The sequence below is a fragment of the Stenotrophomonas sp. YJH_SMC_29 genome, from assembly GCF_059371235.1.
In genome coordinates, this window is the sequence record NZ_JCAFUK010000001.1 from 157,117 (window position 1) to 178,362 (window position 21,246).

The window sequence follows — 21,246 nt, forward strand, 5'->3', positions numbered from 1 at the left end:
GGCGCTCGGCCTTTCGAATGGTCTGCCGGCCGGCGGGTGGTTGCCGGCCAGCGCCCGGCACGACCGTTACTCAAACGAACCGACCGAATCGTGGGCCAGGTTGTCAAAACGGGTGTATTCGCCGAAGAACTTCAGCTTGCACGAACCGGTCGGGCCACCACGATGCTTGCCGATGATGATCTCGGCCAGGCCCTTGTCCGGCGAGTTTTCCTTGTTGTAGTAGTCGTCGCGGTAGATGAACACGATCATGTCCGCGTCCTGCTCGATTGCGCCCGACTCGCGAAGGTCGGCCATCACCGGGCGCTTGTCGGTACGCGTTTCCAGCGAGCGGTTGAGCTGTGACAGCGCGATCACCGGTACGTTCAGTTCCTTGGCCAGGCCCTTCAACGAACGCGAGATTTCCGAGATCTCGGTGGCGCGGTTTTCGCTGTTGCCCGGCACGCTCATCAGCTGCAGGTAGTCGATCACGATCAGGCCGAGATCATGCTCGCGCTTCAGCCGGCGGCACTTGGAGCGCAGCACTTCCGGCGACACGCCCGGCGTATCGTCGATGAAGATCTTGGTTTCCTTCAGCATCTTGATCGCGCTGGTGACGCGGCTCCAGTCCTCGTCTTCCAGCTGGCCGGTACGCAGGCGCTGCGCGTTGATGCGGCCGTTGGAGGAAATCAGGCGCATCGCCAGCTGCGATGCCGACATTTCCATCGAGAACACCGCCACGCCCTTCTTCGACTTGATCGCCGCGTACTCGGCGATGTTCAGTGCGAAAGTGGTCTTGCCCATGGCCGGGCGTGCCGCGAGGATGATCAGGTCGGTCGGCTGCAGGCCGGCGGTCATCGCATCGAAATCAGTGTAGCCGGTCGGCAGGCCGGTGATGTTGCCGCCGTTCTCGAAGCGGTTGCGCAGTTCCTCGAACGCATCCTTCAGCGCACCGGGCATGGCCACGAAATCGGTACGGCCACGCGCGCCCTGTTCGGCAATGGCAAACACGCTCTTTTCCGCCGAGGCCAGCAGCTCGCTGCTGTCGCGGCCTTCGGGCTGGAAGCCATCGTTGACGATATCGGTGCCGACCTGGATCAGCTGCCGCAGCACCGCCTTGTCACGCACGATCTCGGCATAGGCCACGATGTTGGCGGCCGACGGCGTGGTACTGGCCAGCTCGATCAGGTAGGCACCATCACCCACCAGTTCCATCTTGCCCTGCGACTCGAACCACTCGCCCAGCGTCACCGCATCGAACGGACGCTCGCGCTCGGACAGCTCGCGGATCGCGCGATAGATCATCTGGTGGTCGCGGCGGTAGAAATCGCCCTCGGTCAGCTGGTCATTGACCCGGTCGTAGGCCTCGGGCGCCAGCATCAGGCCGCCCAGCACCGCCTGCTCGGCTTCCACCGAATGCGGCGGTACCCGCAACTGGTCGATGCGCGACTCGTCGCGATCGCGATCGAAGCCATCACCGCGCTCTCTGCGGTTGGAACGGAAGCCGGGACGAGCGGACATGCTGCGGTGTTTCCTGCAAAAGTGGGCCAGACGAGTGTAGGCATGCGCCGACCCCGGCGACCATGGACAAGCCTGTGGATAAGCCGTGGAGAAACGGGGGATATCCGCCGGCGCCTGGCCAGACTGGCGTGGGGGCGTCGCACTGCCTGCGACGGGCGCCCTTGCGGCACCCGAGCGGGACATTATCGCAGATCAACGTCCCGGGGTCGGAGCCCGTCGCTGCGCGTCAGGATCCGCCCCCCAGGCGCGGCCGGGTCGTCCGCAGGCGTCAATCGCCCTTGGCGTGCACTGCGATCAGCGCCAGGAAGCGGTCAACATAGCCCTGCAGGAACTTCTGCGTGCCTTCGTTGTGGATCGTGCCGTCGGCATCGATCAGGCCGTCCTTGAAGTGGATGAAGGCCTCGGGCTGGCCAAGCACGTGCATGTCCAGGAAGGCCAGGCTGTTGCGCAGGTGCTGCTGGGCCACGGCGGTGCCGATCTGGCCGATGGATGCACCGATCACCGCCGCCGGCTTGCCGGCAAACGCGCTGTCGCCATAGGGGCGCGATCCGATATCGATGGCGTTCTTGAGCACGCCGGGCACCGACCGGTTGTACTCGGGCGTCACGAACAGCACCGCGTCGGCAGCGCGCACCTGGTCCTTGAGCCGGGTGCCCTGCGGCGGATAGTCGGCGTCGAAATCCTGGTCGTACAACGGCAGGTCGCCGATCTGCACGTACTGGAAGCGCGCGCGGTCACCGGCGAGCTTTTCCAGCGCATGGGCCAGCTTGCGGTTGCAGGAGTCCTTGCGCAGGCTGCCGACGAACACGGCGATGGTGGGGGTGGACATCGGGACATTCTCCTCACGGTGCGGAACGCCCAGCCTAGCCCCCGGGCACGTGCGGGCCGGTGAAGATCAGCGCCTCGCAATGCCTGCGCGCACGTCGCGCCAATGCGCCTGCCAGGCCTGGAACATCAGCACGTTCCACAGATGGGTATGCCACTTGCGCTGCCCCGCCAGGAACTGCTGCCACAGTGGCTGCACCGCCGCCGCCGACAACACGCCCTCGCGCTCCAGCCGCGACGGCTGCAGCAGGTCCTCGGCCCACGGGCGCAGGTCGCCCTTCAGCCAGTCGCTGACCGGTGCGCCGAAGCCACGCTTGGGGCGGTGCACCATCGAATGCGGCACATAGCGCCCCAGCACGCGCTTGAGCAGCACCTTGCTGGTGGTCTCGCTGCGCTTGAAGCCCAGTGGCAGCGACCAGGCGAACTCGGCCACGCGCCAGTCCAGCAGGGGCGCGCGCGCCTCCAGGCTGACCGCCATCGAGGTACGGTCGACCTTGCACAACAGGTCGTCCGGCAGGTAGGTCACGAAATCGGCCAGCATCATTGCATCGGCCGGGGTACCCGCGCCGTGCAGCGGATCGGCCAGGTCGTAGAAGCTGCCGGCCGCCTGCGCACCGGGTACCGCCGCCGCCGGGTCGCGCCAGCGCGAAATGCGGTTGCGGTAGACGTCGCCGATGCCACGCGCGCCGGTCTCGGCCAGCAGCGCGGCCAGGCCGCCGGTCCGCGAGGCCTCGCCCTGCTGCTGCGCGCGTGCCCCCATCCAGCGCCGCAGCGGCCCCGGCACGCGGCCGAGCATCTGCCAGTTGCGCAGCGCGCGTACATAGCGGGTGTAGCCGAAGAACAGCTCATCGCCACCGTCGCCGGACAGCGCCACGGTCACCCCCTGCCGCGCCAGCCGGGCGACCAGCGCGGTCGGCACCTGCGAAGCGTCGGCGAAAGGTTCATCGAACATCGATGGCAACTGCGGCACCACCGCCAGGGCGTCGGCGCCGCTGACATACAGCTCGGTGTGATCGCAGCCCAGGTGCGTGGCCAGTTCGCGGGCAAGCGGCGCTTCGTCGTGCCCCGAACCGGTGAAGCCGATGCTGAAGCTGTGCACCGGCTGCCCGCTCTGCGCCTGCATCAGCGCCGCCACCAGCGATGAGTCGGTGCCGCCGGACAGGAACACGCCGACCGGCACGTCGGCCACCATGCGCAGCGCCACCGCGTCGCGCAGCAATGCGTCCAGCTGTTCCTCGGCCTCCTCGATGCGGCCCTGGAACGGTGCGGCCAGCGCGGCCTGCATGCGCGCACGCGCGTCCCAGTACGGGCGCTGCGCCTGCTCCGGGCGATGTGCGGCGGCCCCTGCAGCGACAGCGGCCGCGTCCAGGCGCAGCACGCGGCCCGGCATCAGCTTGTAGCAGCGCTGATGGATGCTGTGCGGCGCCGGGATGTAGTCCAGCCGCAGCAGCAGGGTCAGTGCATCGCGATCGATGTCGTTGTCGAACGCCGGGTGCTGCCACAACGCCTTCAGTTCCGAGCCGAACACCAGCGTGTCGCCGGCCCAGCCGTAATACAGGGGCTTTTTGCCGACGCGGTCGCGAGCCAGCCACAGGCAATGCTGCTGGCGATCCCACAGCGCGATGGCGAACATGCCGTTGCAGCGCTGCAGCGTGTCTTCCACGCCCCACTGCAGGATCGCCGCCAGCAGCACTTCGGTATCGGAGTGGCCGCGGAAGGTGTGCCCCAGCGGCTCCAGCTGTTCACGCAGGGCGGCGAAGTTGTAGACCTCGCCGTTGTACGCCATCACGTAGCGGCCGTCGGCCGAGGCCATCGGCTGGTGGCCCAGCGGGGACAGGTCGAGGATGCTCAGCCGGCGATGCGCCAGCGCGATGCCGGCCTCGGCATCGACCCAGCTGCCGCCATCATCCGGCCCGCGGTGGTGCAGCGCCTGGCCCATGGCCAGGGCCTGCGTCTGCAGTGCCTCGGCCGACGCCAGCGGCGCCGGCAACAACATTCCCGCCAATCCACACATGCATCAGGGTTCCTGCGCCAGGTCGAGGGCGGCGCCAATCACCGCATTGTCGCTTGGAAGCCCGAACATTGCTGCCCCCGCCAGCGGCGTGTAGGTGTCGGCGCCACAGACCCGGCGCAGCGGCAGGTGACCCAAGCCGGCCTCGACCAGCGCCGTGACCACGCCCTCACCCACTCCGCCGCTGTGGCGGCCTTCGTCCAGCACCAGCACCCGCCGCGCGCTGGCGGCCTGGGCGGCGATGAAGCCGGCATCCAACGGTACCAGCCAGCGCAGGTCGACCACCCGCACCTGCCAGCCCAGCTGCTGCTCGATGGCCCGCGCCGCGCGCAACGCCATCGGCACGCCATTGCCATAGGTGTAGATCACCAGGTCTCCGGCCTCCGGTGCGTAGACCCGGCCCTCGCCCGGCACCAGCGCCTGGCCCTGTGCCGGGTAGTCGAACAGCCACTGGCCATCCCCCGCTTCGTGCAGGTCCTTGCTCATGTACAACGCGATCGGCTCCAGGAATACCGCCACGCGCCCATCCACCCGCGCCAGTGCGGCCAGCGTGCGCAGCATCATCACCGCGTCGTCGCCGCGCGAGGGGCAGCCCACCACCAGGCCGGGAATGTCGCGCAGCGCGGTGACCGAGTTGTCATTGTGGAAGTGGCCACCGAAGCCCTTCTGGTAGCCCAGCCCGGCCACCCGCACCAGCATCGGGTTGCGGAACTGGTCGTTGGAGAAGAACTGCAGCGAACACGCTTCGCCGCGCACCTGGTCGATGGCGTTGTGCAGATAGGCCAGGTACTGGATCTCCGGAATCGGCAGCATGCCCAGGTTGGCCAGGCCCTGCGCCATGCCCAGGATCATGGTCTCGTCCAGCAGGGTGTTGAACACCCGGCGTGGGCCGAAGCGGCGCAGCAGATCCTTGGTGACGGTGTACACACCGCCCTTCTGCGCGACGTCCTCACCGAACAGCAGGCTCTGCGGATACTTCGCCAGCAGCTCCTGCAGGCCGTGGTTGATCTGGACCGCGAGGTGGCGTGGCGGCTGCCGTTCGGGCAGGGCCTGCGCACCGCCATACAGCGCTTCGCGCGTCGCGGCGGGCACCTCGCGCCGCGCTTCGGCCTGCACCGCAGCCGGCGTGTACGGCGCAAGCGGCGCCATCACCGCCTGCAGCGACTGCAGCTTCGGCCGTCCTTCGGCCTCGGCGGCGGCGGCCATGCAGCGCGCACGCATCGTCTCGTAGGCGGTCTCGACGGCTGCCGCATCCATCCAGCCCGATTCCAGCGCGATCTGCGCCGAGCGCAGCAGCGGATCCTGCGCCTCGGCCGCGCACAGCTCCGGCAACGGGCGCCATTCCACTTCGAAGTCGGTGCCGGCGTGACCCATCAGGCGCGTGGTGCGCAGATGCAGGAAGGTCGGCCGCCGGGTGCGCCGGCAATGGTCCACCGCGGCCTGCACCTGGGCATGCCCCACGGCCAGGTCAAGGCCATCGGCGAAGAAGTAGTCCAGCCCCGGCTGCCGGCCGAAACGCTCGGCGATCCAGCCCTCCGGCGTCTTCACCGAGATGCCCAGGCCATTGTCCTCGCAGACGAACAGGACCGGTGCCGGCAGCTTCTGGTAAGCCGACCACATCGCGGTGTTGAATGCGGTCTGCGCGCTGGCATGGTTGGCCGAGGCATCCCCGAACGAGCACAGCACGATGCTGTCGCCCGGAATGGGAAGCGCCTGGCCCAGTCGCTTGCCACTCTCGATGGCCAGTGCGGTGCCCAGCGCCTTGGGCAGGTGCGAAGCGATGGTCGAGGTCTGCGGCAGCACCCACAGCGGCTTGCTGCCCCACACCTTGTGCCGGCCCCCGCTGGCCGGATCGTCGGCGCTGGCGGCGAACGAAAGCGCGGCATCGCGCAACGGGTCGATGCCCGGCACCTGGCGCGAACGCTCGGCCATGAAGGCACCGGAGCGATAGTGCAGGAACGCCGGGTCGGTATGCCGGCAGGCCCGCGCCAGCAGCGCGTTGCCTTCATGGCCGGACGAACCGATGGTGTAGAAGACCTTGTTCTGCACGCGCAGGACGCGGGCCATCAGGTCCAGCTGGCGGCTGGCCAGCTGCGAATCGAACAGTTCACCGAACGCCGCGGCGCTGAGCATGCTGCCCGGCAGGATCGGCGCGTCCGGCGCAGGGCGCGCGCGCGCGGCACCCCGCCAACCACGCACCGCCTCGAGGAAGTTGGCGTCGCACACCTCGGCGCGGTTGAGCACGCGCATGCGCGCGGGAATCGGATCCGGGACCACAGCAAACATCGAACACCCTCCGTGTCGTTGTTGCATTCCGCCGGGCGTACCCGGCGCTACGCTGCGGGCATCACGCGGCCTCGAATCGCGCGCGTACCTCGGCGGACACCGCCGGCATCGGCAGGAAGCGGGGTTGCCCACGCACCCGCTGCAGCCAGGCGCGCACCTCGGGGAACGGCTCCAGGCTGATGCCGCCCTCGCCTGCCACATCGGTGTAGGCGAACAGTGCGATATCGGCAATGCCGTAGCCGCTGCCGGTGAACCAGCGTGCCTGGCGCAGGTGCTGTTCCATCACCGCCAGCGCGCTGGCGGCACGTTCGTGCAACCGTGGCAGTTCGGCGCGGCGCGGTGAATCCGCCGGGGTCCAGCCTCGGATGAAACGCGCTACTGCGACGCACGGCTCGTGCGTGTACTGCTCGAAGAACATCCAGCTCAGCGCCTGCGCGCGCTCCCATCCATCGCTGGGCAGGTAGGGCGTGCCTTCGGCCAGCCAGAACAGGATCGCATTGGACTCGGTCAACACACGTCCATCGTCGCGGACGATCAGCGGCACCTTGGCATTGGGGTTCAGCGCAAGGAACTCGGGGGTATGGGTCTGGCCATGGGCGCTGTCCACCTCCACCCACCGGTAGCGGCTGCCGAGCTGCTCCAGCAGCAGGCGGACCTTGTGGCAATTGCCTGACACCGACATGCCGTGCACCGTCAACGGGACCCGCTCTTCCACCATTGCCTGCTCCCTCGTATCCGGCCGGCGGCCGGCTGCGTGCAGTCTGGCAAGCACGCCGATGAATGCCAAGCGCGGGTGCAGCATTGCAACGCGGCAACGCTGCCCGCTGGCCGGCAACCTCGATGCAGCTGGTAGTGCCGGCCGCTGGCCGGCATCCTCGATGCAGCTGGATCCAAGCGATTGCCGGCCAGCGGCCGGCACTACCAGGCCACGCTCAGCGCGCGCGTTGCCGCCACTGCTCGCGCGACTGGCCCCAGATCTGCATCGGCTTGTCGTTGTACGGCGCTGGCAGCTCCCCCATGCGCAGCATCGTGCTGCCGAGCTTGCGCGCGACCGCCCGCGAGTTGTCGTTGTTCTCGGCGATGGTGTGGATCACCTCATCCCACCCGAGCGTGTCGAACGCCCAGTCGATCGCCGCGACCGCCGCCTCCGGCGCGTAGCCCCTGCCCCAGCTGGCATGGCGGATGCCCCAGCCGACTTCGGTACCTGGCCAGTCCTGCGGCTGCCACGGTCCCATCCGCCCGATCCATTCGCCACTGGCTTTCTCGATCACGCTGAACATCGAGAAGCCGAACAGCTGCCAGGCACCGGCCAGGCTGCAGAAACCGCGCCAGGCCACCGAGGGGGGCTGCACGCCGCCCAGGGTACGCATCGTGGCCTCGTCGGCGCAGAACGCCAGATACGGTTCGTAGTCTTCGCGCAGCAGCGGGCGCAGGATCAGCCGCTCGGTTTCGATGCGCAGGTCGAAGATGCTCATGCCGACTCCATGTCGAAGGGAACGTCCATGATGGTGGATTGCCCCGCCGTGCGGATGAACACCACCGGCTGCAACAAAACGGGCCGGCATGTGCCGGCCCGTCGGGTACTGCGGTTGCCTGGGATTACTGGCGCGTCGCTGCGGCGGTGGCACCGGCTGCGGCAGTCTGCGTGACCAGCTGACCATCGACCACCGGCAGGCGATCGCTGGCCGGCTTGTTGTCCATGCGCACGGTCTTCTCAGCGCCGTCGTAGCGATAGGTCACGTTGTAGCCCTTCACCACATCATTGGTGCCCATGGCGATGCGGCTGCCCGGCTTGCTGGCCATGCGCATGGTGCCGGTGGTGCCGTCCTCGTTGCGATAGGTCACGTTGTAACCGGTGACGCGGCTCGACTCGGAGGTTGCGGTCTCGGTGTGGCACTGGCGCTCGGTACGATTGACCACGCGGCCGCCCACGTGGCGCTTGTCGATCTGGTTGCCGATGAAGCCACCGGCCACCGCACCGGCTGCGGTCGCGGCCTTCTTGCCGTTGCCGCCACCGACCTGGTTGCCGAGCAGGCCACCGACCACCGCGCCAACCACGGTGCCGCCGACGTTGCCATCACGTTCCGGCAGGCGTTCCTGCACCGTCACGTCCTGGCAGACCTCGTGCGGGGTCTGGGTGGTGGAGGTCTCGCGCACCGGATCGGTGCCGATCACGGTGGCATAGGCCTTCTGCTTTTCGGTGATCGGGTCGACCTTCAGCACGTCGGCGTACTCCAGCCCGCGTGGCGCGGACGGGGCCAGCGTGTCACCACGTGCGCCATCGTCGGTGGCGTTGCCATCGACCAGGCGCGACTCGCCATTGGGGGTTGCGGCGCTGATGGAATCGGGCGAGCGGTCGCCACTCTTCATGAAGGCGGCGGTGGCGATGCCACCGACCAGCAGCGCGCCCGCTGCGACCAGGACAGTTGTAGTTGTGCTTTTCATGACCTGCTCCTTGCGGACCATCCGCAACGTTCTCGAGGCAGATTGCAGCACGCGCTGCCTGAACGGAATCTCCACATTTCCTGCTCATTCCTGTAACCCATTCAGCATCGGGAAATGCTGGGCCCGTGGTAGCGTTTGCATATTCCCCACGAGGATTCCCGCCATGGCCAACCCGATGCTGCTGCCGGTACTGCAATGGGCGCGCCGGCTGCGCTACCCCACCCTGTTCAAGCTCACCGCCGGCCTGTTCGTGCTGACCTTGTTCATCCCGGACCCGATCCCGTTCGTCGATGAGCTGGTGCTCGGCTTCGGCACGCTGCTGCTGGCCAACTGGAAGAATCGCAACACGGCCACGCCGCCCCCGCTGGAGCAGCGTTGAACCTGCTGGTCGACAGCCACTGCCATCTCGATGCCGGCGAGTTCGACAGTGACCGCGTCGCCGTGATCGCGCGCGCGCAGGCCGCAGGCGTGCGCCTGCAGGTCGTGCCCGCGGTGACCGCTGCCAGCTGGCCGAAGCTGCGCGAGGTCTGCCGGCAGGCACCGGGACTGCACCCGGCCTATGGCCTGCACCCGATGTTCCTGGCCGAGCACCAGCCTGGGCACCTGCCGCTGCTGCGCGAGTGGATCGCGCGCGAACGCCCCTGCGCGATCGGCGAATGCGGCCTCGACTTCTTCGTCGAAGGACTGGATGCCGAGGCCCAACAGGCGTATTTCATCGGCCAGCTGGAACTGGCCCGTGAATTCGACCTGCCGGTGATCGTCCACGCGCGACGCGCGGTGGATGCGGTGATCGCCGCGATCCGCCGCATCGGCGGCCTGCGCGGCGTGGTGCACAGTTTTTCCGGCAGCCCCGAACAGGCCGCGCAACTGCACAAACAAGGCTTCCTGCTGGGTCTTGGCGGTCCGCTGACCTATGAGCGTGCCCAGCGCCTGCAGCGGCTGGTGCGCGACATGCCACTGGAACAGCTGCTGCTGGAAACCGACGCACCCGACCAGCCCGACGCGGGCATCCGTGGCCAGCGCAATGAACCGGCGCGCTTGGCAACCATCGCCCGTCACGTGGCTGCACTGCGCGGGATGGAGCTGGAGGCAGTGGCCCGGATCACCACGGAAAACGCACGGCGGCTGTTCGCGCTGCCGGCGCTCTAACGGTACTGCCGGCCCCCGGCCGGCACCAGCGCTGATTCGATCATTCCGGAGTTGCCGGCCAGCGGCCGGCACTACCATCACGCCTCGGCGTCATCCTCGACCACTTCAGCCTTCACCTTCTTCGGCTCCAGCAGCATTTCCAGCGCCTTGCCGACTGCGGCGAAGGCGAACGCACCGGTGATGTGGGTCGCCGCGCCCAGGCCAGCACCGCAATCCAGCTTCAACGCCGCATCGGCGCCCAGGTTCGGCCGGATGCCGCAGACACTGCCATCGGCCTGCGGATACTTCACGTTCTCCAGCGAATACACCGCCGGCACGCCGAAATAACGCTTGGCGTTCTTCGGGAAATTGAACTCGCTGCGCAGCTTCTTGCGGATCAGCGCCAGCATGGCATCGTGCTCGGTGCGCGACACATCGCGGATGCGCACCAGGGTCGGGTCGGTGCGCCCGCCAGCAGCGCCGACGGTCAGCAGCGGCAGCTTGCGGCGGCGGCACCAGGCAATCGTCTCGACCTTGACCCGGAAGCTGTCGCAGGCGTCGATCACCAGATCGAAACCACGGTCCAGCAGCTCAGCCATGTTGGACACGGTCAGGAACGCCTGCACCGCGTCGACCCCGATGTCCGGGTTGATCGCACGGCAGCGCTCGGCCATCGCCTCGGCCTTGTTGCGACCGTAGTTGCCTTCCATCGCCGGCAGCTGCCGGTTGGTGTTGGAGACGCAGATGTCATCGGCATCGATCAGGGTCAGGTGGCCGACCGCCGAACGGGCCAGCGCCTCCACCACCCACGAGCCGACGCCCCCCATGCCCACCACCGCCACGCGGCTGCCCTGCAGGCGCTCGAGTGCGCCGACGCCATACAGCCGTTCGATGCCGGCAAAGCGTTGTTTTACCTGTTCGTTCATCAAGCTATTTTAACGTGCAGGCGCCGGCGCCTGCGTGTGCCGGCATCGAACCCACCGTTGCATGTCCGGAGAGCCCGCATGAACGCCAGCCCGCCCCGCCGCCTGTCCGCCGCCCACCGCTACCTGTTCGTGCTCTGCCTGGGCCTGCTGATCGGCCTGATAGCCACGGTGATGGTGAGCCGGGCCCTGCAGGCCCGCCGCGATCCGTTCCCGGGCAGCCTGATGCAGGTCATGCAGCGGCAGACGCAGTTGCTGCAGCAGGCCCAGCAGCAGAACCGCTGCACCCTGGCCGACAGCGTGCCGCGGCTGCAGGCGCTGCGCCTGCTGTCCAACGACCTGGACCTGGCCTTTCCGGGGCTGAAGGACAGTGCGCAGTTCCAGCAGCACGCCAGCCAGCTGCGCGGCAACCTCAACACGGCCCTGGCCTCGCCGCCACGCGACTGCAAGGCGCTGGCCCAGGTGGTCGAAACCCTGCAGGCGGACTGCCGCGCCTGCCATCAGGATTTCCGCTGAGCCGCATTCATCCTGCAGCCGGGCAGCACGCGCACGGTTGGCGCGTTGTTCACGTTCGAAAGGAGAGGATTCGTCCACCCTGCTGCACGACGCAGTACCACCCAACCCACCCGCCTTCACGGCCAGGAGACGCCCCATGAAGATCCAGCTCATCGCCGCCAGCGCCATCGCTACCCTCGCGCTGGCTGGCTGTGCCACCTCGCCCGGTTACAGCGGCGGTGGTTACAACAACGGCTACAACAACGGCGGCTACGGCAACAATGGCGGTTACAACCAGGGCCGTTGCGCTGACTGTGGCATCGTCACCCGCATCAACACCGTGCCCTCGGGCCGCACCGCGCCCAGCGCCACTGGCGCGATTCTCGGCGGCATCGTCGGCGCCGTGGCCGGCCATGAAATCTCCGACCACACCGGTGGCAGCCGTGGCAACAAGAACATCGCCGCCGCCGCAGGCGCGGTCGGTGGCGCCCTGGCCGGCAACCAGATCCAGAAGAACGTCACCAGCGATACCTACGACATCAGCGTGCGCATGGATGATGGCCGCACCATCGTGGTCAACCAGCGCGATCTGGGTGGCATCCGCGAGAACACCTACGTGCGCGTGGTCAACGGCAAGGTCATCCTGCGCTGACCTGCTGCGGGCCACCGGCAACGAAAAAGGCCCGCTTGCGCGGGCCTTTTTCGTGCCGACGGGCGGCGGGTATTACACCGGCTGCACCTTGTCAGCCTGCAGGCCCTTCTGGCCCTGCACGACTTCAAAGCTCACAGTCTGGCCTTCCTTGAGGCTCTTGAAGCCCTGGGTCTCGATGGCGCGGAAGTGCACGAACACGTCCTCGCCATTCTGCCGGCTGATGAAGCCGAAGCCCTTCGCATCATTGAACCACTTTACGGTACCGGTCTCGCGCTCAGCCATCTCACTAACTCCCTTTGACTCTCTCTTGTTGTTGGAAACGCCTGGTGGGCGGCTGACAAGCAAGGGGGAAGCGAGGTGCATCGATGCAGCGGATCGGGAAGATCTTGCTTCATCAGGCCACGATCCACGGTGACCTTGCCAAGCTCAGCGACTGCAACTTAACCCGCCCAAAACGAAAAAGCAACTGGCAAAATCTTTCACTGTCAACCCCAAAACGACCACCATACGGGACAGCATGGGACTCTCATTCATCTTGTATCTGCTAGCGGTCATTTTTGTCCTGATCGGCATCGCTGGCATCGTCCTGCCGGCGCTCCCGGGCATCCCGCTGGTCTTCATCGGTCTGCTGCTGGCCGCGTGGGCCGACGGCTTTGCCCATGTCGGCTGGCCTACCCTGGTCGCGTTGGGCGTGCTGACCGTGTTTTCGCTGCTGGCCGATGTGCTGGCCACGGTGGTCGGCGCACAGCGCGTCGGCGCCAGTCGCAAGGCGCTCTGGGGAACCTTTGCCGGCAGCATCGTCGGCCTGTTCTTCATGCCGATCGGCCTGTTCGCCGGACCGCTGATCGGCGCCCTGCTCGGCGAGTACTGGCACACCCGCGAACTCGGCCGCTCGACCAAGGTCGGCCTGGCCACCTGGCTCGGCATCCTGCTGGGGCTGGCGCTGAAACTGGCGGTGGTGATCGCGATGCTGGGGCTGTTCGCATTCGCCTGGTTCTTCTGAGGCGGACCGCCTTCACGCCACACGCACGCGGTGACCGTGCATAAACCGTGGGGCTGGCCGTGCCCCGGTGCAGCCGCCACACTGTGCGATTCCCGAATTCACCGAAGGGCCTGCTGCAATGACCCTCCCCACGCTGCTTCCCCGTCTGGCGCCGCTGGCGCTTGCCCTGGCCAGTGCCCCGCTGGCTGCGCAGGAGTTCGCGCCCAGCACAGACACCTCGCCGGCCGCTTGCGCGGCGATCACCACCGATGCGGCCCGCCTGGCCTGCTATGACCGCCTGTTCGGGCGTACCCCGGAGGCCACCGCCGCCGCCGATGCCGCCGCCGAAGCGGCGGCGCAGGCACGCCGCGAAGAGCGGCAGACCGCCGCCGTGAGCCAGGGCGAGGAGAAGCTGCGCGAGCGGGTCAGCGACCTGTTCCGCCCGGCGACGCCGGACAGCGCACTGGCCAACGCCGGCCGCGGTTCGCTGCTGGACAGCCGCTGGGAACTGGCCGAGGACTCCAAGCTGGGGCCGTTCCAGCTGCGTGCCTACAAGCCGGTGTACCTGCTGCCCGCGTTCTGGACCAGTGACCGCAACACCATGCCGCACTCGCCGAACCCGGCCAACAGCGTGACCACGCCGCAGGTGCTCGACAGTGCCGAGCTGAAGTTCCAGATCAGCTTCAAGACCAAGATCGCCGAGAACCTGTTCGGCGACAACGGCGACATCTGGGCCGGCTACACCCAGAGTTCGCGCTGGCAGGCCTACAACAGCGAGGATTCGCGTCCGTTCCGCGAGACCAATTACGAGCCGGAAGTGATGATGGTGTTCCGCAACGGCTACTCGATCGGTGGCTGGCGCGGGCGGATGACCGGCATCAGCCTCAACCACCAGTCCAACGGACGGGCCGATCCGCTCTCGCGCAGCTGGAACCGGGTCATGCTCAACGTCGGCCTGGACCGCGAGAACTGGGCACTGGTGCTGCGCCCGTGGTACCGCATCCCCGAGACCCGCAGCGAAGACAACAATCCGGACATCGAGGATTACATGGGCCGTGGTGACGCGACCCTGACCTGGAACCGCAACGGGCATGAAGTCTCGCTCATGGCGCGTCATTCGCTGCGCACCGGCAACCGCTCGCACGGCGCGCTGCAGCTGGACTACGGCTTCCCGATCAGCAACCTGCTGCGTGGCCACGTGCAGATCTTCGATGGCTACGGCGAGAGCCTGATCGACTACAACCACAAGGCCACCTATGTGGGCGTGGGCGTATCGCTGCTGGAATGGTTCTGATGGCCGTGACGATCTGGCACAACGCCGCCTGCAGCAACTCGCGCGGGGCACTGAAGCTGATCCGCGACGCAGGCTTCGACCCGGTGGTGATCGACTACCTGGACAGTCCTCCCGACGTGGCCATGCTGCGCCAGGTACTGGCCGAATCCGGACTGGACGCGCAGGCGCTGGTGCGCAGCAAGGAAGCCCAGTTCGCCGAACTGGGCCTGGACGGTGCCGATGAAAACACCCTGCTGGCAGCGATGGCCGCACACCCGCGGCTGATCAACCGCCCGGTGGTGCGCACGCCCAAGGGCACCCGCCTGTGCCGCCCGCCGGAAACGGTGCTGGAGATCCTGTAACGGAAAAGGGGACGGAGGGGATTAAGTCGTTTGTGCACAAACGACTTAATCCCCTCCGTCCCCTTTTCTGGTTACCGCCAGTCGGTGATGCCTTCGCGGCGGTACACCTCGGCGAACGCCGGGCGCGCCTTCATCGCCGTGGCATGCGTCTTGAGCGCCGGCCAGGTGTCGCTGGGCCGGGGCATGTTGCGTGACCAGCGCATCAGCATCACCAGCATGTAGTCAGCCACGCAGGGCGCGGCGCCCAGCAGGTACGGGCCGTGCGCCTGCAGGTGCGTGGCCACGTGCTGCCATGCATGTTCCAGGCGCTGGCGCGCCATCTCGCGGCTGGCGTCGATGTTCGCTTCGCCGGCCACTTCGTGCGGATAGAACCAGGCCCGGTAGGCCGGCTGCAGCGTATTGGCGCACCAGAACATCCAGCGGTAGGCATCACCGCGCTCGGCTGTGCCCAGCGCCGGCAACAGGCCGGCCTCGGGATGACGGTCGGCCAGGTACAGCGCGATCGCCGCCGCTTCGGTCAGGACCTGGCCATCGATCAGCAGCGTCGGCACCACGCCAGCAGGGTTCAGTGCCAGGTACTCGGCCGACTTGTGCTCGCGTGCGTCGAAATCCAGCAGCACCAGTTCGTGCTCGATGCCGAGTTCGATCAGCAGCCAGTGCACCATCAGGGCGGCGGTGCTTGTCGAACCATACAGCGTGGTGCTCATGCGGCGGATCCTGTGCGGGTGGACCGGCCGATTATGCGCCTCGCCGATGAGCGCTGCTCAGCCGCAGCTGCTCATGCAGCTATCGCGGCGCTCGCCACAGGACATCATCGGCGCGCGCAGCGTGCAGTCATGCGTCTTCAGTTCGCAGGCGCGGCGCAGGTCCGGGTTGTCCACGTCCTTGCAGCGCTTGTCCGGCGCCGGCACCACCTGCTGCTCGCAATTGCTCTGGCGGCTGCCGAGGGAGTCATTCTGCGCCATGCAGCTGCGGTAGCTGGCCTGGCACTGCATACGGCATTGTGCCGATGCAGGGAAATCCGCGCCTTCGTACGACGCCGGGGTGCTGCAGCCGGCCAGGGCCAGCAGCACGCCGGCCACGATGAATCGATGCAGGGCCATGGACACGTCCTGTGCGAGGGTGTGCCGACCGTAGCAGAGCCCGGGCTACAGGCGCGTTAATCCTGCCTCCAGATGCAACAACGGCGCCACACGGGCGCCGTCGTCTGGATCGAAGCGGGCGGACTTACTCCACCACCACCGGAATCTTGCCGATGCGGGCCTGCCATTCGCGCGGGCCGGTCTTGTGGACCGATTCACCGGTGGAATCGACCGCCACGGTCACCGGCATGTCCTGCACGGTGAACTCGTAGATCGCTTCCATGCCCAGGTCGGCGAAGCCAACGACCTTGGCCGCCTTGATCGCCTTCGACACCAGGTAGGCCGAACCACCGACGGCCATCAGGTAGGCCGACTTGTGCTTCTTGATCGCCTCGATCGCGGCCGGGCCGCGCTCGGCCTTGCCGACCATGCCCAGCAGGCCGGTCTGTGCCAGCACCTGCTCGGTGAACTTGTCCATGCGGGTCGCGGTGGTCGGGCCGGCCGGGCCCACCACCTCGTCGCGCACCGGATCGACCGGGCCCACGTAGTAGATGAAACGCCCCTTCAGGTCGACCGGCAGTTCCTCGCCCTTGTTGAGCATGTCGACCATGCGCTTGTGCGCGGCGTCACGGCCGGTCAGCAGCTTGCCGTTGAGCAGCAGGGTCTGGCCCGGCTTCCAGCTGGCCACGTCCTCCGGGGTGATCGTGTCCAGGTCCACCCGGGTGCCCTTGGACGCGTCATAGGTCAGCTTCGGCCAGTCTTCCAGCGACGGCGGGTCCAGCATCACCGGGCCGCTGCCATCCAGGGTGAAGTGCGCATGGCGGGTGGCCGCGCAGTTCGGGATCATCGCCACCGGCAGGTTGGCCGCGTGGGTCGGGTAATCCTTGATCTTGATGTCGAGCACGGTGGTCAGGCCACCCAGGCCCTGCGCACCAATGCCCAGCGCGTTGACCTTCTCGTACAGCTCCAGGCGCAGCTCTTCGATGCGGTTGGACGCGCCACGGGCCTGCAGCTCGGTGATGTCGATCGGTTCCATCAGCGCTTCCTTGGCCAGCAGCATCGCCTTTTCGGCGGTGCCACCGATGCCGATGCCGAGCATGCCCGGCGGGCACCAGCCGGCGCCCATGGTCGGCACGGTCTTCAGCACCCAGTCGACGATGGAGTCGGACGGGTTGAGCATCGCGAACTTGGTCTTCGCTTCCGAACCACCGCCCTTGGCGGCGACGATCACGTCGACCGTGTTGCCCGGCACCACCTTGACGTTGACCACGCCCGGGGTGTTGTCCTTGGTGTTGATGCGCTTGCCGGCCGGATCGGCCAGCACCGAGGCGCGCAGCTTGTTGTCCGGGTGCATGTAGGCGCGGCGCACGCCTTCATTGGCCATGTCTTCCACGCCCATGGTGGCGTCATCCCAGCGCACGTCCATGCCGATTTCCAGGAACACGGTGACGATGCCGGTGTCCTGGCAGATCGGGCGGTGGCCTTCCGCGCACATCCGCGAATTGATCAGGATCTGCGCCATCGCTTCCTTCGCGGCCGGCGACTCCTCGCGCTCGTAGGCGGCGGCAAGGTTCTTGATGTAGTCGACCGGGTGGTAGTACGAGATGTACTGCAGCGCGTCGGCGATGGACTGGATGAGGTCTTCCTGCTTGATCGATGTCACGGCTTGCTCGCTTGCTCGAGGCTGGCGGGGGTAATCCGCCCATTTTACCCCCTCCCCCGGCCCCGGGGTGGTAGTGCCGGCCGCTGGCCGGCAAGATTCCCCCGACGCTCTGTCACGCCACGCGCCGCTGCGGCGTCCTTGCCCCCATGAACGCCGAAACCGCCTTCCAGACCCACCGCCCGCGCCTGATGGCCCTGGCCTACCGCCTGCTCGGCAGTCGCGCCGACGCCGAAGACGTGGTCCAGGATGCCTGGCTGCGCTGGTCCGGCGCCGATCCGGCCGGCGTCCGCGACGCCGAGGCGTGGCTGGTCACCACCACCACCCGGCTGGGCCTGGACCGGCTGCGCGCGGCCAGGCGCGAGCGCGTGCACTACGTCGGCCCGTGGCTGGCCGAGCCGCTGGCGGTCACCCTGGAGCCCGACCCGGCGCCCGGCCCGGCGCAGCTGCATGCGCTGGCCGACGACGTCTCGGTCGCCTTCCTGACCCTGCTCGAACAGCTCGGCCCCGAGGAACGCGCCGCGTTCCTGCTGAAGGAGGCCTTCGATCACGACTACCGCGAAATCGCCGACCTGATCGGCCACAGCGAAGCCAACTGCCGGCAGCTGGTACACCGTGCCCGGCAGCGCCTGCACGCCGGGCGGCCGCGCTTCAATGCCGACGCCAGCCAGCACCGGCAGCTGCTGGCGCGCTTCATGGATGCCTCGCAGCGCGGCGACAGCGAAGCGATCCAGGCCCTGCTGCACGCCAACGCGCTGCTGGTCTCCGACGGTGGCGGCGTGGTTACCGCCGCGATCCGCCCGCTGCGGGGCGCCGAGCGCATCGGCCGCCTGTTCTGGGCCATCGCCCGCCGCGGCGCGGCGCATCCGGCGCAGCTGGGCTACGTCAACGGCGAGCCTGCGATCCTGCGCTTCCACGGCGATCGCCTGCACTCGATCACCACCATCGAAGTGGTCGACGGCCGCATCGCCAATGTCTACAGCGTGCTGAATCCGGAAAAGCTGCCCACGTTTGTCACGCGCGATGGTGCTGCGGCGTCCTGGGAGTGAAAGGCGGCCATCGTGGCCGCCCTGGAGCCCACGATGTCCAACCACACCTCGCCCCGCGTTCCCTACATCCGCCTGGCCGCCGAGGCCTTCAAAGGCCTGCTGGCCACCAGCCAGGCCGTGCATGACAGCTCGATCGATCCGACCCTGATGGAACTGGTGTTCCTGCGCGTGTCGCAGCTCAACGGCTGCGGATACTGCATGGACATGCACGGCACGGCCCTGCGCAAGGGCGGCATCGAGCCGCGCAAGCTGGACACCCTGCCGGCCTGGCACGAAAGCCGCTTCTTCGATGCGCGAGAGCGCGCGGCACTGGGCTGGGCCGAGGCGCTGACCCGGCTGACCGACGGCGCACCGTCGCAGGCGGCGTTCGATGCACTGGCACCGCACTTCGATGAGAAGGGCATCAGTGACCTGAGCATGGGCATCGCGGTGATCAATGCCTGGAACCGCCTCGGTGCGGGGTTGCTGCCGCCGCTGCCGTAACGGGGGGCTGGCCGGGCTGCCGCCCGGCACCCGCAGAGGCAACACCCAGAGCAACATCAAAAGCCGGCGCTACTGTGGGTTGGCGGAGTGGATCCACGCCACGCGTGGATGCGGGAGGGTCAGAGCCCTTTGCGTGGCAAAGGGATCTGGCCCCGGTGCCGGCCACACGGCTGCACTGACCCCCTCTGCACGTAGCAGGCGCGCACAATACGCGCATGCCTGCTACCCCCACCGCTGGCGCCGCCGCCGCGAAAAAACCCAGCCTGCGCCAGCGCTTCAAGGCGATGCGCAACCTGCCGCCGTTCCTGCGCATGGTGTGGCAGACCAGCCCCGCGCTCACCCTGGCCAGCCTTGGCCTGCGGCTGATCCGGGCGCTGCTGCCGGTGGCGATGCTGTACGTCGGCAAGCTGATCATCGACAGCGCCCTGCACCTGAGCCAGCACGGTGCCGGCTTCCCGCCACTGGGCGAGGCGCTGTCCAGCGGACTGCTCAATCCACTGCTGGGCCTGCTGGCGCTGGAATTCGGCCTGGCCATCGCCTCGGACCTGCTCGGCCGGCTGGTCAGCTATGCCGATGCGCTGCTCTCGGAACTGTTCGCCAACGCCACCAGCATCCGCCTGATGGAACACGCCGCGACGCTGGATCTGGAGGACTTCGAGGACCCGGAGCTGCAGGACAAGCTGGACCGTGCACGGCGCCAGACCATGGGCCGGATGAACCTGATGAGCCAGCTGTTCGGCCAGGTGCAGGATGCGATCACCGTGGCCAGCCTCGCCATCGGCCTGCTGGTCTATGCGCCGTGGCTGATCCTGCTGCTGGCGCTGGCACTGGTGCCGGCCTTCATCGGCGAATCGCACTTCAATGCGGCCGGCTACAGCCTCAACTTCCAGTGGACGCCCGAGCGCCGCCAGCTCGACTACCTGCGCCAGCTCGGTGCCAGCGTGGAAACGGCCAAGGAAGTGAAGATCTACAACCTGCACCGCTTCCTGGTGGAGCGCTACCGGCGCCTGTCGGTGGCTCTGTTCCTGGCCAACCGCGCACTGGCCCGGCGCCGCGCGTTCTGGGGCACGCTGCTGGCCGCGCTCGGCACGCTGGGCTATTACACCGCCTACGCCTACATCGCCTGGCGCACGGTGCGCGGCGATTTCACGATCGGCGACCTGACCTTCCTCGCTGGCAGCTTCCTGCGCCTGCGCCAGCTGCTGGAGGGCCTGCTGATCGGATTCTCGCAGGTGGCCAGCCAGGCGCTGTACCTGGATGACCTGTTCTCGTTCTTCCAGATCCAGCCGGAGATCCACTCGCGCGAAGGGGCGGTGCGCGTGCCGCAGCCGATCCGCCAGGGCTTCGTGTTCGAGAACGTCGGCTTCCGCTATCCCGATGCCGAACAGTGGGCGGTGCGCCACCTGGATTTCCAGCTGCACGCCGGCGAAGTGCTGGCCCTGGTGGGAGAGAACGGCGCCGGCAAGACCACCCTGGTCAAGCTGCTGGCACGCCTGTACGAACCGGACGAGGGCCGCATCCTGCTCGATGGCCGCGACCTGCGCGACTACGATCTTGACGACCTGCGCGCCAACCTCGGGGTGATCTTCCAGGACTTCGTGCGCTACAACCTCAGCGCGGGCGAGAACATCGGCGTCGGCCAGGTCGAGGCGATGGACGACCAGGCGCGCATCGCCGACGCGGCACGGCGTGGCATGGCCGAGGAAGTGATCGACGATCTGCCCGGTGGCTACGCGCAGCAGATCGGACGGCGCTTCAAGCAGGGCGTGGACCTGTCCGGCGGCCAATGGCAGAAGATCGCCATTGCCCGCGCCTGGATGCGCAACGCGCAGGTGATGATCCTGGACGAGCCCACCGCCGCGCTGGATGCGCGCAGTGAGTTCGACGTGTTCCAGCGGTTCAGGGAACTGGCGGATAATCGCACCGCAGTGCTGATCTCCCACCGTTTTTCCTCGGTACGCATGGCCGACCGCATCCTGGTGCTGGCCGATGGCCGCATCGAGGCCAGCGGCACCCATGAGCAGCTGATGGCACAGGGCGGCCGCTACGCCGAACTGTTCGAACTGCAGGCGGCCGGTTACCGCTGAGAACGC

The 21,246-nt window shown here is 67.7% G+C and carries 22 protein-coding genes; 10 read left to right on the plus strand and 12 right to left on the minus strand.

Features of this window, described 5'->3' with window-relative positions; all coding sequences use genetic code 11:
* Window positions 1-66: 66 nt before the first annotated feature.
* The 7 genes from AC5P9I_RS00695 to AC5P9I_RS00725 all read right to left on the minus strand — a co-directional run bounded on the left by AC5P9I_RS00695 (window position 67) and on the right by AC5P9I_RS00725 (window position 9,064).
* Window positions 67-1,497, minus strand: coding sequence for a replicative DNA helicase (locus AC5P9I_RS00695; RefSeq protein ID WP_014647708.1), 1,431 nt, complete (start codon window positions 1,495-1,497; stop codon window positions 67-69).
* 268 nt (window positions 1,498-1,765) lie between these two features.
* Entirely contained in the window at window positions 1,766-2,326 is a 561-nt protein-coding gene (locus AC5P9I_RS00700; RefSeq protein ID WP_049467617.1) for an NADPH-dependent FMN reductase, read from the minus strand.
* A 66-nt stretch (window positions 2,327-2,392) separates the two neighbouring features.
* A complete protein-coding gene (asnB, locus tag AC5P9I_RS00705; RefSeq protein WP_088476394.1) occupies window positions 2,393-4,336 on the minus strand; it encodes an asparagine synthase (glutamine-hydrolyzing) in 1,944 nt (647 codons plus the stop codon).
* A gap of 3 nt (window positions 4,337-4,339) precedes the next feature.
* The gene (locus AC5P9I_RS00710) at window positions 4,340-6,619 is read right to left on the minus strand and encodes a thiamine pyrophosphate-dependent enzyme (RefSeq protein ID WP_049467613.1); all 2,280 of its coding nucleotides are present in this window, start codon (window positions 6,617-6,619) and stop codon (window positions 4,340-4,342) included.
* A gap of 61 nt (window positions 6,620-6,680) precedes the next feature.
* Window positions 6,681-7,337: a glutathione S-transferase family protein gene (locus AC5P9I_RS00715; RefSeq protein ID WP_049467611.1), complete on the minus strand. Its 657-nt coding sequence runs from the start codon at window positions 7,335-7,337 to the stop codon at window positions 6,681-6,683.
* 214 nt (window positions 7,338-7,551) lie between these two features.
* Complete coding sequence (locus AC5P9I_RS00720) at window positions 7,552-8,094, minus strand: GNAT family N-acetyltransferase (RefSeq protein WP_049466673.1); 543 nt, start codon at window positions 8,092-8,094, stop codon at window positions 7,552-7,554.
* 124 nt (window positions 8,095-8,218) lie between these two features.
* Window positions 8,219-9,064 carry a glycine zipper 2TM domain-containing protein gene (locus AC5P9I_RS00725; protein WP_049466688.1) on the minus strand — a complete coding sequence of 282 codons (846 nt, stop codon included), beginning with the start codon at window positions 9,062-9,064 and terminating at the stop codon, window positions 8,219-8,221.
* A gap of 163 nt (window positions 9,065-9,227) precedes the next feature.
* Here AC5P9I_RS00725 and AC5P9I_RS00730 point away from each other — a divergent pair, with 163 nt between their 5' ends.
* Together AC5P9I_RS00730 and AC5P9I_RS00735 are read left to right on the plus strand one after the other, a co-directional pair.
* The gene (locus AC5P9I_RS00730) at window positions 9,228-9,443 is read left to right on the plus strand and encodes a DUF6116 family protein (protein ID WP_049466674.1); all 216 of its coding nucleotides are present in this window, start codon (window positions 9,228-9,230) and stop codon (window positions 9,441-9,443) included.
* A complete protein-coding gene (locus AC5P9I_RS00735) occupies window positions 9,440-10,213 on the plus strand; it encodes a TatD family hydrolase (RefSeq protein WP_049466676.1) in 774 nt (257 codons plus the stop codon). The genes AC5P9I_RS00730 and AC5P9I_RS00735 overlap by 4 nt, the downstream gene beginning before the upstream one ends.
* A gap of 77 nt (window positions 10,214-10,290) precedes the next feature.
* Here the strand turns inward: AC5P9I_RS00735 and AC5P9I_RS00740 are convergent, their stop codons facing one another.
* The gene (locus AC5P9I_RS00740; RefSeq protein ID WP_049466679.1) at window positions 10,291-11,118 is read right to left on the minus strand and encodes a tRNA threonylcarbamoyladenosine dehydratase; all 828 of its coding nucleotides are present in this window, start codon (window positions 11,116-11,118) and stop codon (window positions 10,291-10,293) included.
* Between the two features lie 78 nt (window positions 11,119-11,196).
* On the opposite strand from AC5P9I_RS00740, the gene AC5P9I_RS00745 reads away from it, so the two are divergent.
* Together AC5P9I_RS00745 and AC5P9I_RS00750 are read left to right on the plus strand one after the other, a co-directional pair.
* The gene (locus tag AC5P9I_RS00745; RefSeq protein WP_049466681.1) at window positions 11,197-11,631 is read left to right on the plus strand and encodes a cytochrome c; all 435 of its coding nucleotides are present in this window, start codon (window positions 11,197-11,199) and stop codon (window positions 11,629-11,631) included.
* A 136-nt stretch (window positions 11,632-11,767) separates the two neighbouring features.
* A complete protein-coding gene (locus AC5P9I_RS00750) occupies window positions 11,768-12,262 on the plus strand; it encodes a glycine zipper 2TM domain-containing protein (protein ID WP_005417545.1) in 495 nt (164 codons plus the stop codon).
* Between the two features lie 72 nt (window positions 12,263-12,334).
* Here the strand turns inward: AC5P9I_RS00750 and AC5P9I_RS00755 are convergent, their stop codons facing one another.
* Window positions 12,335-12,544 carry a cold-shock protein gene (locus AC5P9I_RS00755; RefSeq protein WP_014647720.1) on the minus strand — a complete coding sequence of 70 codons (210 nt, stop codon included), beginning with the start codon at window positions 12,542-12,544 and terminating at the stop codon, window positions 12,335-12,337.
* A gap of 235 nt (window positions 12,545-12,779) precedes the next feature.
* Between AC5P9I_RS00755 and AC5P9I_RS00760 the strand changes: the two genes are divergently transcribed.
* From AC5P9I_RS00760 to arsC, 3 genes are all read left to right on the plus strand, one after another.
* Complete coding sequence (locus AC5P9I_RS00760; RefSeq protein WP_049466682.1) at window positions 12,780-13,265, plus strand: DUF456 domain-containing protein; 486 nt, start codon at window positions 12,780-12,782, stop codon at window positions 13,263-13,265.
* Window positions 13,266-13,383: 118 nt separating this feature from the next.
* Entirely contained in the window at window positions 13,384-14,538 is a 1,155-nt protein-coding gene (locus tag AC5P9I_RS00765) for a phospholipase A (protein ID WP_049466684.1), read from the plus strand.
* On the plus strand, window positions 14,538-14,879 hold the full coding sequence (gene arsC / locus AC5P9I_RS00770) for an arsenate reductase (glutaredoxin) (RefSeq protein WP_049466686.1): 342 nt from the start codon (window positions 14,538-14,540) through the stop codon (window positions 14,877-14,879). The genes AC5P9I_RS00765 and arsC overlap by 1 nt, the downstream gene beginning before the upstream one ends.
* 71 nt (window positions 14,880-14,950) lie before the next feature.
* Here arsC and AC5P9I_RS00775 read toward each other — a convergent pair whose 3' ends face one another.
* The 3 genes from AC5P9I_RS00775 to AC5P9I_RS00785 form a co-directional block, all read right to left on the minus strand.
* Window positions 14,951-15,586 (minus strand): glutathione S-transferase family protein, encoded by a 636-nt coding sequence (locus AC5P9I_RS00775; RefSeq protein WP_049466795.1) that lies wholly within the window; start codon window positions 15,584-15,586, stop codon window positions 14,951-14,953.
* A gap of 57 nt (window positions 15,587-15,643) precedes the next feature.
* Window positions 15,644-15,982, minus strand: coding sequence for a hypothetical protein (locus tag AC5P9I_RS00780; RefSeq protein ID WP_049466798.1), 339 nt, complete (start codon window positions 15,980-15,982; stop codon window positions 15,644-15,646).
* Window positions 15,983-16,106: 124 nt separating this feature from the next.
* Window positions 16,107-17,624 carry a fumarate hydratase gene (locus AC5P9I_RS00785; protein WP_049466799.1) on the minus strand — a complete coding sequence of 506 codons (1,518 nt, stop codon included), beginning with the start codon at window positions 17,622-17,624 and terminating at the stop codon, window positions 16,107-16,109.
* 146 nt (window positions 17,625-17,770) lie between these two features.
* Here AC5P9I_RS00785 and AC5P9I_RS00790 point away from each other — a divergent pair, with 146 nt between their 5' ends.
* From AC5P9I_RS00790 to AC5P9I_RS00800, 3 genes are all read left to right on the plus strand, one after another.
* The gene (locus tag AC5P9I_RS00790; protein ID WP_049466801.1) at window positions 17,771-18,670 is read left to right on the plus strand and encodes an RNA polymerase sigma-70 factor; all 900 of its coding nucleotides are present in this window, start codon (window positions 17,771-17,773) and stop codon (window positions 18,668-18,670) included.
* 33 nt (window positions 18,671-18,703) lie between these two features.
* Window positions 18,704-19,153 carry a carboxymuconolactone decarboxylase family protein gene (locus tag AC5P9I_RS00795; RefSeq protein ID WP_049466804.1) on the plus strand — a complete coding sequence of 150 codons (450 nt, stop codon included), beginning with the start codon at window positions 18,704-18,706 and terminating at the stop codon, window positions 19,151-19,153.
* A gap of 215 nt (window positions 19,154-19,368) precedes the next feature.
* On the plus strand, window positions 19,369-21,240 hold the full coding sequence (locus AC5P9I_RS00800) for an ABC transporter ATP-binding protein (RefSeq protein ID WP_130767883.1): 1,872 nt from the start codon (window positions 19,369-19,371) through the stop codon (window positions 21,238-21,240).
* Window positions 21,241-21,246 lie beyond the last annotated feature (6 nt).